Origin of the sequence: Salinicoccus albus DSM 19776 (genome assembly GCF_000385175.1) — a bacterium.
In the GTDB taxonomy this organism is placed as follows: domain Bacteria; phylum Bacillota; class Bacilli; order Staphylococcales; family Salinicoccaceae; genus Salinicoccus; species Salinicoccus albus.
In genome coordinates, this window is the sequence record NZ_ARQJ01000029.1 from 41,554 (window position 1) to 53,518 (window position 11,965).

An 11,965-nucleotide genomic window follows, 5' to 3' on the forward strand; every position below is an offset into this window, starting at 1 on the left:
AAAACATATACCCTTACTCAGAAATTATAATCATTTGTCTGATGAATTTCCATTTTAACGCTATGTCTTATGTACAATTATTATTATAGGGACCGAACATTAAAATAAAATGAGAAAAATCTAATAATCTCAAAAATATTTCTAAAAATTGTTACGATATGTTGAAAATGGTCCGTTATTGCAACGGCTCCGGAAGTTTATTATCATATACTTAATGACTTAAGTAAAGGTGAAAAAACATGAAAACATTATTTTCAGGCGTCCAGCCCAGCGGCATCCCGACCATCGGGAACTACATCGGCGCGTATCAGCAATTCGCGGCGCTGCAGCATGAGTATGATTCATACTTCTGCATCGTAGATCAGCATGCGATTACGATACCGCAGGACAGGTTAAAATTAAGAGAAAACACAAAAAAACTCGCTGCCATCTATCTGGCATCCGGACTGGATCCGGATAAGATCACTTTATTCATCCAGAGTGAAGTTGCCGCCCATGCGAAAGCAGCATGGATGCTGCAGTGCGTCGGCTATATCGGTGAACTCGAGCGCATGACCCAATATAAGGATAAAGCACGCCAGCACAGTCAGAAAGACGGCATCAGCGTCGGCTTGCTGACATATCCGTCACTCATGGCTGCAGACATACTCATATACGGTGCCCACGTTGTACCCGTTGGTGAAGACCAGGGACAGCATCTGGAGCTGACACGGGATCTGGCGGATCGGTTTAATTTAAAATACAATGATATACTGACCGTGCCGGAAGTGAAACATCCCGAATACGGCGGGCGCATCATGAGCCTGAACGATCCAGCCAGGAAGATGTCTAAAAGTGATGATAACCAGAAAGGCTATATTTCCCTGCTGGATGATCCTAAGGCCGCCGCCAAGAAAATTCGCAGTGCAGTCACCGATTCTGGCACGGAAATCAAATACGATAAAGAAGAAAAACCCGGTATTTCAAATCTGCTCACAATCTATTCAAGCCTGAGTGATCAGAACATCGACAGCCTGGTTGAAGACTACGCCGGGAAAAGTTACGGTGAATTCAAGACAGATCTGGGCGGGGTTGTCGAAACATTTCTTTCAGATTTTCAAAGCAGAGTCAATGACTACCTTGAAAGCGGCAAGCTCGACGACATTCTCGATGCCGGCGCAGAACGCGCCTCCCGCAAAGCAGACAAAATGGTGACGAAAATGGAACGTGCCATGGGACTCGGCCGCAAGAAAAGATAAATGTTTAAAATTTTTAATTGATACCCGCCTCCAGATTGGAGGCGGGTTTTCTGTGCGGCACGAGGGTTTGGTGGACATTGTCTGCACCGCAGTGTCCAACATCAGCACCAAACGCCGCCTCACCAAAAACACCCGCCTCACTCACGGTGAGGCGGGCGTCCAACTCGGGGGCGTCCAAAAAATTCTATTCTTCGTATTTTTTGAACAGCAGGCTCGCGTTGTGGCCGCCGAAGCCAAAGCTGTTGCTCATTGCGTATTTCAACGGCGCTTCCACTGGCCCGCCTGTAACATAATCCAGGTCGAGTTCGGGGTCCGGGTGATCCAGATTGATTGTCGGGTGCACTCTTCCGTCTCTCAGACTGCAGGCTGTGATGATGGCCTCCATGCCGCCGCCACCGCCAAGGAGATGTCCTGTCATGGATTTGGTTGAGTTCACAAGCATTTGATATGCATGGTCGCCGAAGATTGTTTTAATAGCGATCGTTTCAAATAAATCATTGTAGCCGGTGCTTGTACCGTGGCCGTTTATATAATCGACCGCATCGGGCTGCACCTCGGCGTCATCAAGTGCCATCTGCATCGCACGCGCGCCGCCTTCCCCGTCCTGGGACGGCGCCGTGATGTGGTAGGCATCGCCGGTGGTACCATAACCCACGATTTCCGCGTAGATTTCCGCACCGCGTGCTTTGGCATGTTCAAGCTCTTCAAGCATAACGATGCCGGAACCTTCTCCGATGACAAAACCGTCACGATCCGCTGAATACGGCCGGGATGCTTTGTCCGGATCCTCTGTAACGGTCAGGGCTTTGTTTGCCTGAAAGCCGGCCACACCCATTTTCGTAATCGGTGCTTCCGTACCGCCGGAAATCATGGCATCCGCCTGTCCCCTTTCGATGAATTTGAATGCTTCACCGATTGAGTTTGTGCCCGTCGCACAGGCAGTGACTGTGGCGCCGTTCGGCCCTTTTGCGCCGTGTTTGATAGAGACCTGTCCGCTTGCCATATCCGGAATCATCATCGGTACGAAGAAAGGACTGACGCGACGCGGCCCCCTTTCATACAAAACTTTGAAGCCGTCTTCAAGCGCCTGGATGCCGCCGATACCCGAGCCGATCCATACACCGACACGGTCTGCATTATCATCGTTGATCTCCAAACCGCTGTCTTTGACCGCTTCATCCGCAGCAATCATGGCATACTGAGTGAAACGGTCCATACGGCGTGCTGTTTTTTTGTCCATATAATTTTCCACATCAAAATCTTTCAATTCACCTGCAACATGAATATTATATTCACTGTTGTCAAATCGCGTAATATTACCTATACCATTATAGCCATTCAGGGCATTTTCCCATGTTTTAGGTGCGGTATTACCAATTGGTGTGAGTGCACCAGCACCTGTCACAACTACTCTTCTTTTACTCATGAGTTTCCTCCTTATTTAACTCCCCAAGTCATGCATATCGATCCCCAGGTCAGTCCGCCGCCAAAGCCGACTAAAATGAGATTATCTCCTGATTTTATTCTATCATTTTTCAGCTCATGATGGATACTAAGCGGTATCGATGCCGCTGAAGTATTACCGTATTTATCGATCGTTGAACTCATCCGTTCAGGCGGCATTTCCATACGTTCCCTTGCAGCATTCATAATGCGTATGTTTGCCTGGTGGGGCACGAGCATATCAATATCAGCTTTGGTCAGCCCTGCTTTTTCTGTCACAATGACACTGGACTCGCCCATCTGACGGACGGCAAACTTGAACACTTCCCTGCCATTCATCCTGAGCGTGCCTGTATCACGCTCGTCATATAAATAATCGCTGCCACTGCCGTCGCTGCCCAGGTCAAAGGATTTGATCCCAAATTCTTCTTCCACTTCTCCAAGCACTACAGCGCCGGCGCCATCGCCGAATAGAACTGCCGTGGAGCGGTCATTGAAGTCAGTGATTTTGGACAGTTTATCCGCACCGACGACAAGCACATGTTTATAGGTGCCTGTCTGGATGAACTGTGCCCCGGTCACCATACCGTATATAAAACCTGTACAAGCAGCGAGCTGGTCCATCGTTGGAACCGGACGGAGGCCAAGCTTTTGCTGCAGCATTGTCGCAACAGTTGGGAATTGCTGATCCCCTGTGGATGTCGCAACGATGACCAGGTCGATATCTTCTGCAGCCACACCTGAATTATCGATGGCTTCAACGGCCGCCTCATACGCCATGTCACTCGTTTCCATCCCTTCGGCAAAACGGCGTTCTTTTATGCCTGTCATTTCTGTAATCCATTCGTCCGATGTATCTAAAATCTTTTCAAAATCATGGTTCGTGAACACTTTTTCCGGCACATAAGTTCCCAGTCCGAACACGCCTACATTTTTCATTTGACCACACCTTATAATCTCATGTTATTACTAGGTACTAATTTATCATATATTTAACGTTAATACAATTGAAAAGAGCACCTGTGCGAACGCACAGGTGCTTGTTGATCAGTGATATCTATTCGCTGACACCCCACTGATATGGCAGTGTTTCCTCATTGTATTCAATGTGCATTCCATAGTTCACCACTCTGTCATTCACCGGTTCAACTTCAGCCCTGTAAAGGGTTGGAATCACCGGCATCTCTTCAACCATCAGTGCCTGCCATTCATTATATATTTCGCGTCTAGTCTCTATATCCATGGCTTCCGGAGAGTTCCCCTCTTCCATCAGCTGGGTGCTTTCTTCAGTTTCATAGCGCGGATAGTTGAATGGTACATCCGGTCCGTACAGCCCGTAAGGGTCGACGTCTGAACCGACGCTCCATGCACCCTGATAGATATCAATGGCTTCATCATCGTTTTCAAGCATGTCATAAAATGTGTTGAACTCGATCAGACGGCCGTTCGTCAATTGAACATTGAGGCCGACTTCGCGCCATGACTGAATGTAATAGTTCGCCAATGGCTCGGCGATGTCACCGCCGGACATGGAAGCGAAATTGATTTCGAGCGGTTCCCCGTCCGGATCTTCACGGAAGCCGTCGCCATCTGTATCGTCATAACCGGCTTCATCCAGAATACGGTTGGCCTCCTCCGGGTCGTACTGCGGCACTTCTATATCTTCATTGTGCCAGTCTGCATGGTACGGCGTAATCAGTGTCGTCCCTTTCCAGCGGAGACCGTTATAGAATCGCTCGCCCACAGCATTGTTATCCATTGCGTGCCACATCGCGCGCCGGAGATCTTTATCTCCCATCTTCATCTCTTCAGGTTTGTAATCGACTCTGCCTTCCTCTTCATTCCACTCACCTAATTTGAACCCGATGTAGGTATATGATCCTTCGAGATTAGCCAGCCATTCGACACCTTCCATATCGGCAACATCAGGATACTGGTCCGTCGGGAAGTTGATAGCCAGATCAATTTCACCGGTTTCCATCGCATTTGCCACTGATGACGGCGATACTACAGACAGTTCAATACCATCCAGCTGCGGTTCCCCTCTCCAGTAATCCTCATACTTGGTCATGACCACCGATTCACCCGGTGTAATGGAGTCGACCTGATACGGGCCGATCCCGAGCGGATTTTCGCGTGTCTGCGGCGCTTCTGCCATATCTGCAATCTCCACCCCTTCATAATGGTGCTCCGGCATAGCATAGAACCAGAAGCCTCCGGAAGTCAATGAAGGTGCTAGTTCAGTGTAGGTGAACTCTGCCGTCTGGTCATCTATCACTTCGATACCGGAAATTTCATCCGCTTCTCCCGCTTTATATTCGTTATACCCCTCAAGTAAGGTGAAGCCGTCAGTCGACCCGCGGATGCCCGGATAGTCCGGATGACCGATCACTTCATAGGCATAAACATAGTCTTGAATCGTCAACGGTTCACCATCGTGCCATGTCACACCATCTTTCATCGTGAATGTCACAGAGTTGTCCGCCTCATTCACTTCGAATTCCATCGCCCCTTCATTGGTGAACTGGAAATCCTCATCCATCGTGAGCAGTGGTTCATCAAAAAGACTGATCACTTCAAAGTCAGGATTTCCCTGATACAAGTTGAAATTTAATGTGCCCTCAAAAGGTGTATCAGATGAAAGTCCTACATTCAAAGTCCCTTCACCAGTAGGCTCCGCGTCGTTGGAAACCTGAACATTAAAATCTTCGTAGTTGTATATCTCCCCTTCTCCTGAAGCAGCCGAATCACCGGAGTCTCCTGAACCTTCACCGGAGTCCCCTTCGCTTGTCTCCTCTTCCGAGCCTGTATCTTCAGAACCTTCGTCAGTACTTGTCTCGTCTGTTCCCCCGCAGGCAGCCAATGCCAACACCATGATCAGCATCGTAAAAAACATCAGTTTTGGCCAATAATTTTTAGCCATAACAATACCTCCCCTAAATAAAATTGAAACTGATATATATACTCAGTTCAGCGTTAACTGAAACTTAGTACCATAAATTGATAAAAATTACTGACTTTTAATTTTAAGTAAACATATTTTAATATCATCACAATTATCTGAAATATCAATACGGTTTCCCCGCATCCCTGTTTAAAACCCTGCTGTATGCAGGTGCTTAAACAGAGAATTTATGCCTGCCGCTGTCTCGCGTCTCCAGCCCGGCGCAATGCTTCACCGACGTTACGCACACAGAGCATGAGCACAAGGATCATGACAGCAGCGGGCACCCAGATCCACCATCTGTGCTGGAGCGTCTGGGCATTTGTCGCGTAAGCCATCAGTGTCCCGAGAGAAGGATAATCTTCCGGAAAACCGAAGCCGATGAATGAAAGCCCGGACTCAATGCCGATATTGGCCGCCAGCGACAGCGTTGTATTGACGATGATGATGCCAACCAGATTGGGCATCAGCTGAAGGAATACAACTTTTAAATGGGAGCTCCCCAAAGTCCTGGAGGCATTGATATAATCCAGTTCTTTTTGCTGGATGGCGATTGAACGAACCAGCCGGGCGGTCCCCGTCCAAAGAAATGCTGCCATCATCAATGAGAATGTGAAAATATCATAAGATGGCACAATGGTGACGAACACGATGATGATCATCAGGAAAGGCAGCACCATGAAAAAGTCGACGACACGCATCAATGCGTTATCGATCTGGCCGCCGAAATAACCTGAAATCAGTCCATAGGCCACCCCGAACCCAACGCTCATCGCCGTCACAAGAATACCGATTGCCAGTGAATTTCTCGTACCAATGATCAGCTGACCGAAAATATCCCGGCCGCCATAGTCGGTACCCAGCCTGAAATTCTCATCCGGCGGCTGATGGATGGCAAACAGGTCCACTGACACAATTTCCTGCCGGTCCAGGAACATTGTCAGACCGAATACATAAGATGTAATCAATACAAATATAATGAGTGAGAAAAGCGCCAGTTTATCCGCGATGACCTCCTGGATGAGTATTTTCCAGCCGGGCGTGCTTCTCGGCAGATTTTTAGAATCCAGTGCCCCGTGACCCGAAGCGCCATGTGGGATGTCCGCCTTGACGCTCATGTCCATGTCGCTTTTTTCATGGCGGTGCATATCATCACTTCTGGATTCAAAAGCATCACCGGATCTTGGACTGTCATCACTGTCAACGGCACGGCTTTCAATCTCATCCTGCCGGCGCTGTGCGTCTTCATTATTTTCTTCCTGTCGATGGAATCTGTCATTGTCATTATCTTTATCACTCACCTGAACACCCCCCTTACTTGATTCTGATCCTTGGATCTATGATACTCAAGATGATGTCGGACAACAGGGCACCGGCGATTGCCAGGAAACCGTAGAACAGGATCAGAACATTTGCCACACTGAAGTCACGTGTAGAAATCGAATCCAGGAAGAGTCTCCCCATGCCCGGATAGCTGTAGATCATTTCTATGAATATCGAGCCGCCGAGCAGTGCCACGATTTCGTAACCGAAGAATGCTGCGATGGGCAATATCGAATTCCTGAAAATGTGACGGTTGTAGACGGATGATTCACTGACCCCTTTGGCACGGGCCAGCACGATAAAATCCTTCTGCTTGGTCTCGATGACACCGCTCCTGAGATACTGCACTGTCCCGACCAGACCGATGAGTGCGATGGCAAAACTCGGCAGCACCAGATGGTTGATCTTGCTGAGCACATAATCAATCGAACCCGGTTCAATCCCGGGCGCCACCGAACCGCCGGTCGGAAAAAGATCCAGATTATAACCGAAAATCCATAGCAGCACCAGACCGAAGATGAACTGCGGGGTTGCAAAGCCGAGGTATGTATACCCTGTAATTGTCGTATCCAGCAGGGAATCATTGTAACGCCCGGACACAAGACCCAGCGGAAGACCGAGCAGATAAATCAGTACTGTCGAGAATAAAGACAGCCACACTGTGTTCATCAGCCGTCCGCCAATCACGTCCATGACGGGGCGCTGGTGAAAAATGGAGGTTCCAAAGTCACCCTGGAACATTGCGAATACCCAGTCCCTGTACTGGATATACCACGGATCATTCAACCCGAGTTCTTCACGGCGTTCTTCGATGGCTGACGCAGGGATGTTCGGGTCAATCAACCCTGAGAGTGCATCCCCGGGCATCAAAGAACCGAGCATGAAGACGAGTACACTGAGAAGGATAAGCTGCGGAAATGTGATCAATAGACGTCTTATCGTAAATTTCAGCATATGGCCATCAACCTTTCCCCGGCAGTGCGACTTTGTGCGTTTCTGAAATGGATTGCAGCGGGAAGGCCCTGCCCTCTTCATCAAGATTATCGGAAAAACTTTCATCGTACTCTGCCTTAATCGCGTTCCTGAGCGCCAGGTTGCGTTCCACCTGGTCAACATCTGTATCCGGTATGGCTGCAATCAGACGTTTGGTATAGATATGCTGGGGGTTCCTGAAAATATCCTCTGTGGTCCCCTCCTCCACCAGGCGCCCCTGATACATGATGCCAATGTACTGGCACATATGTCTGACCACACCCAGATCATGTGCGATAAACATCATCGTTAATTGCATCTCCTGCTGAATTTCCTGCATAAAATTGAGTACTTGGGCCTGGACTGAAACATCGAGCGCTGAGACCGGTTCATCTGCGATGATCAGCTTGGGGTTGAGAGCGATCGCCCGGGCGACACCGATCCGCTGTCGCTGTCCGCCGGAAAATTCATGCGGGTATTTATATAACGAGCCGGGCGGCAGCCCCACCCGGCCCAGCAGGCCAAGCACTTCATCGAGCAATTCCTTTTTCGTCCGCTTATGATAGTTCCTGATCGGTTCAGCAATGATGTCAAAGACACGCTTGCGGGCATTTAGTGAAGAATAGGGATCCTGGAAAATCATCTGGATATCTTCCCGGACGTCAATGGTCTTCCCTTTCCCGGTCAGCAGCTGAGAATCATATGTAATATCCCCCCCTGTGATATGGTTCAGTCCCATGATTGCTTTACCCGTCGTCGTTTTTCCCGAGCCGGATTCGCCGACCAGGCCGTATGCAGTCCCCTGCGGAATATCGATGCTGAGACCGTCCACAGCCTTGACATAATCTTTGACAGTATTGAAAAACCCCCCTTTGATCGGAAAGTGTACTTTAAGGTCTTTGATTTCCAACAGATTCATCACCCATTGCCCCCTTCAACGTTCATCTGCTCCGCCTCAATGTCAGCTTCATCCGGTTTCAGCTCAAAGCTTTTATAGCATGTGCACCTGACAAAATGCTGATCGGCAATCTCGCGCAGCTGAGGATTATCTTCATGTGCCGATGCGTCCATCCACGGGATCCGCGGCGCAAATCTGCAGCCGGTCCTGTCCATTCGGTTGAGCGCCGGCACCACACCCTGGATGACGTGAAGCCTGCTGCCGAGCATCTCTTCTGACGGCAGTGAGTTCAATAATGACCGTGTATAGGGATGCTGCGGGTTTTTGAACAGCTCCCTGGCCGGAGCAATCTCCACAATCTCCCCGGCATACATCACCGCGACACGGTCCGCCATCTCTGCAACCACACCCAGATCATGTGTGATAAGCAGGACCCCGGAACCCAGATCATCCTGCAATTCGCGGATCAGATCGAGAATCTGTGCCTGTATCGTCACATCAAGGGCCGTTGTCGGTTCATCTGCAATCAGCAGTTTTGGACGGTTCGCAATGGCCACTGCAATCACAACCCGCTGTCTCATACCGCCGGACAATTCATGTGGAAATGCCTCCGCGACACGATCCGGACGCGGAATACCTACTCTGTCAAGCAGTTCGATGGCATAAGCCTGCCGCTCCTGTTTTGACCGGCTGCCATGGATTTTAAGTGTTTCCATAATCTGAAGCTTGACCTTCATCAGCGGATTGAGTGCCGTCATCGGATCCTGGAAGATCATAGCCATATCGCCGCCGCGGATTTTATTCATCCTGGAAGCGCCCATTTCCGATATCTTTCTATCCTGAAACAATACTTCCCCTTTGATGCGGGCGTTCGTATGAAGCCCCATGAGCGAGAATGCAGTCGCACTCTTGCCGGACCCTGACTCCCCGACCAGGGCAAGCACTTCATTCGGTTTGATGCTGAAAGAAACATCATCGACAGCTGGAAAGTATTCCCCTTTGATTTTAAATGAAGTCGTCAGGCTGTTGACCTCAAGTAACTTCTCAGACATTTATAAATCACCCATTCCTTGCTTACTTGTTCCCTTTGTTCCTTTAAAAACAGTGTCTATGTATGATAAAAGCGACAATCGGATGAAAAAGTTTATCGCTCAATATAGGATTTACTTATTAAATAATGTATACGTACTGCATCTCAATAAGCTTCCTAATCATACAAGCATGTAACAAACTTTCGAGATGTTCTAATAATTATGCGATTTACCAGGCAATTCTATAAATTTAATGCTAACCTTATTGTAGTTTTCTCAGTTTCATTATGCAATATTTATTTTTTGAATTGTGGCAATATTTCTGTATTTACAAGTTTGAATATACACGATTGCATAACCTATTTCAATAACTTTTTTCAAAATTTTAAGTGCCGCTTGAAAGTCTTTGCATAAAATTCTGTCAAATCTATGGTTCCTGCTTTTTTGTGAATGATATAATTTGTTAAATTTTGGACATTCTTATATCCAGTTTGCACTATACACTGAACGGTATTTAAGTTATTATTAAACTATATTAATATGTAGTGGAGGCAGGACCATGAAATACTTAGTCACTTTCATCTGGGCGCTGATGCTTACACAAATGATCAACTTCGTCATTAACAGTCTTGGCGGCGGCGGTTCTTACAGCTTCTGGACCGGCATACTGCTCGCAGTGCTGCTGACGGCAGCAATCATAGCCCTGGACTTTTTGATCAAACCGCAGGACAACTCACAGCAAGATCCTCAGATTGATAATTAAACACAATCACCCCCGCCGGCTTAGCCGGCGGGGGTGATTGTGTTTAAAATATGATCAGGAGCATCTTTTACAGTTGATTGAAATAATATTACTCAAAAGTCATATGAATTGCCATATTGAAAATGACTGATACAACATTTTCGAATATAACAGCATCTTCTAACTCCAAATTTCCCCGTTAGGTATGTCTATATTTCATAGCCCATTTCAGAAGTTTCCGCTGCCAGTGCTTCAATCAACTGACGGGCCGATAAATCACGGGCAAAATATTTGCCCTGGCCTGCCAGCAGCATTGCATAATCGATCCGCCCGGCCGCCTTTGAAGCATCCTGGAATGCCTGCGTGAGACTCCGCTGCACCGGATAAGCGACCATTTCTTCCTCAAATGCTTTAAACTCGCTGATAAATTTATTCTTTACCGCCCTGGCCTGACGGCCTGTGAAGAGCTTTGTCAGGACCGCCGGCACATTCAACGACTCTGTCAGCACATTCTTATGCAGATTGTGTGCACCGCTCTCTTCGACGGATAAAAATGCGGTCCCCATCTGCACACCGGCAGCGCCGAGTACGAGCGCAGCGGCGATATTTCTGCCGTGCATGATGCCGCCGGCGGCAACGATCGGTATGTTGACCCTTGAAACTGTCTCAGACAGCAATGACATCAGCCCGACCTGACTGTCTTCTGAACCTTTGAGAAAAGCCCCCCGATGTCCGCCGGCTTCAAATCCCTGCACAACGACAATATCAATGCCGGCGGACTCTATGGCCACTGCCTCTTCTGCCGTCGTTGCAGTCGCTATCGTTATGATGCCGGCTTCCTTCAGCCGTTCCATCTGGACGTCAGCCGGAACGCCAAATATGAATGAACATACCGGCACCCCGGCCTCAATGACCGTCCCGATCTGGTCATTGAATTTATGCACTGCTTCCTCGTATCGCGGGGGAGTGATATCTGCCTGTTTCAGACCAAATTCGTCGTGCACCGGGCGCAGCCGCTCATAAGCCTTTTGCACCTGCGTTTCTGTAACTTCGAAGGTCATCGGGACGAACAGGTTGACGCCGAAAGTCTTACCGGTGAGTTTCCTTGTCCGGCGGATGGCCTCTTTCACTTTTTCCGGCGGCAGACCGCCCCCGGCGATCATACCCAGACCTCCGTTTTCAGACACCTGTGCCGCCAGTTCCGGCGTGGTGATCCCGCCGGCCATTGGTGCCTGGATGATGCGGTGGTTCACGCCGAGCAGTTCCTTCAACATTTTATTGTGCATGAGCTCTCCTCCTTGTGTTCATCGCGTTTTTTCTATGATCGTAGTTTTTTATCAAACAGTTTTTACAACTCTCCCGCCGGCACAGGCT

The 11,965-nt window shown here is 48.6% G+C and carries 11 protein-coding genes; 2 read left to right on the forward strand and 9 right to left on the reverse strand.

Annotation, left to right across the window (positions count from 1 at the left end; all coding sequences use genetic code 11):
• Positions 1–239 precede the first annotated feature (239 nt).
• Entirely contained in the window at positions 240–1,238 is a 999-nt protein-coding gene (trpS, locus tag G343_RS0108755) for a tryptophan--tRNA ligase (RefSeq protein WP_020007761.1), read from the forward strand.
• 13 nt (positions 1,239–1,251) lie between these two features.
• Here trpS and G343_RS15840 read toward each other — a convergent pair whose 3' ends face one another.
• The 8 genes from G343_RS15840 to G343_RS0108795 all read right to left on the reverse strand — a co-directional run bounded on the left by G343_RS15840 (position 1,252) and on the right by G343_RS0108795 (position 9,870).
• Positions 1,252–1,383, reverse strand: a complete 132-nt coding sequence (locus G343_RS15840) for a hypothetical protein (RefSeq protein WP_281167422.1) — start codon at positions 1,381–1,383, stop codon at positions 1,252–1,254.
• A 39-nt stretch (positions 1,384–1,422) separates the two neighbouring features.
• The gene (fabF, locus tag G343_RS0108765; protein ID WP_020007763.1) at positions 1,423–2,664 is read right to left on the reverse strand and encodes a beta-ketoacyl-ACP synthase II; all 1,242 of its coding nucleotides are present in this window, start codon (positions 2,662–2,664) and stop codon (positions 1,423–1,425) included.
• A gap of 11 nt (positions 2,665–2,675) precedes the next feature.
• Complete coding sequence (locus G343_RS0108770) at positions 2,676–3,620, reverse strand: beta-ketoacyl-ACP synthase III (RefSeq protein ID WP_020007764.1); 945 nt, start codon at positions 3,618–3,620, stop codon at positions 2,676–2,678.
• Positions 3,621–3,738: 118 nt separating this feature from the next.
• Positions 3,739–5,604: an oligopeptide ABC transporter substrate-binding protein gene (locus G343_RS0108775; protein WP_020007765.1), complete on the reverse strand. Its 1,866-nt coding sequence runs from the start codon at positions 5,602–5,604 to the stop codon at positions 3,739–3,741.
• Between the two features lie 209 nt (positions 5,605–5,813).
• Entirely contained in the window at positions 5,814–6,926 is a 1,113-nt protein-coding gene (locus tag G343_RS14495) for an ABC transporter permease (protein WP_020007766.1), read from the reverse strand.
• 13 nt (positions 6,927–6,939) lie between these two features.
• Positions 6,940–7,902 carry an ABC transporter permease gene (locus G343_RS0108785; protein WP_020007767.1) on the reverse strand — a complete coding sequence of 321 codons (963 nt, stop codon included), beginning with the start codon at positions 7,900–7,902 and terminating at the stop codon, positions 6,940–6,942.
• A 7-nt stretch (positions 7,903–7,909) separates the two neighbouring features.
• Positions 7,910–8,839 carry an ATP-binding cassette domain-containing protein gene (locus G343_RS0108790; protein WP_020007768.1) on the reverse strand — a complete coding sequence of 310 codons (930 nt, stop codon included), beginning with the start codon at positions 8,837–8,839 and terminating at the stop codon, positions 7,910–7,912.
• Positions 8,839–9,870 (reverse strand): ABC transporter ATP-binding protein, encoded by a 1,032-nt coding sequence (locus G343_RS0108795; RefSeq protein WP_020007769.1) that lies wholly within the window; start codon positions 9,868–9,870, stop codon positions 8,839–8,841. Before G343_RS0108795 ends, G343_RS0108790 begins: the two co-directional genes overlap by 1 nt.
• A gap of 538 nt (positions 9,871–10,408) precedes the next feature.
• Between G343_RS0108795 and G343_RS0108800 the strand changes: the two genes are divergently transcribed.
• Positions 10,409–10,612, forward strand: a complete 204-nt coding sequence (locus tag G343_RS0108800; protein WP_020007770.1) for a YjzD family protein — start codon at positions 10,409–10,411, stop codon at positions 10,610–10,612.
• 188 nt (positions 10,613–10,800) lie between these two features.
• Here the strand turns inward: G343_RS0108800 and G343_RS0108805 are convergent, their stop codons facing one another.
• On the reverse strand, positions 10,801–11,877 hold the full coding sequence (locus tag G343_RS0108805; RefSeq protein ID WP_020007771.1) for an NAD(P)H-dependent flavin oxidoreductase: 1,077 nt from the start codon (positions 11,875–11,877) through the stop codon (positions 10,801–10,803).
• Positions 11,878–11,965 lie beyond the last annotated feature (88 nt).

Coding starts and splice junctions, on each gene's coding strand:
- G343_RS0108790 (WP_020007768.1), bottom strand. CDS start 8,839: ATGAATCTGTTGGAAATCAAAGACCTTAAAGTACACTTTCCGATCAAA.
- G343_RS0108785 (WP_020007767.1), bottom strand. CDS start 7,902: ATGCTGAAATTTACGATAAGACGTCTATTGATCACATTTCCGCAGCTT.
- fabF (WP_020007763.1), bottom strand. CDS start 2,664: ATGAGTAAAAGAAGAGTAGTTGTGACAGGTGCTGGTGCACTCACACCA.
- G343_RS0108795 (WP_020007769.1), bottom strand. CDS start 9,870: ATGTCTGAGAAGTTACTTGAGGTCAACAGCCTGACGACTTCATTTAAA.
- G343_RS0108805 (WP_020007771.1), bottom strand. CDS start 11,877: ATGCACAATAAAATGTTGAAGGAACTGCTCGGCGTGAACCACCGCATC.
- G343_RS0108770 (WP_020007764.1), bottom strand. CDS start 3,620: ATGAAAAATGTAGGCGTGTTCGGACTGGGAACTTATGTGCCGGAAAAA.
- G343_RS0108800 (WP_020007770.1), top strand. CDS start 10,409: ATGAAATACTTAGTCACTTTCATCTGGGCGCTGATGCTTACACAAATG.
- G343_RS0108775 (WP_020007765.1), bottom strand. CDS start 5,604: ATGGCTAAAAATTATTGGCCAAAACTGATGTTTTTTACGATGCTGATC.
- trpS (WP_020007761.1), top strand. CDS start 240: ATGAAAACATTATTTTCAGGCGTCCAGCCCAGCGGCATCCCGACCATC.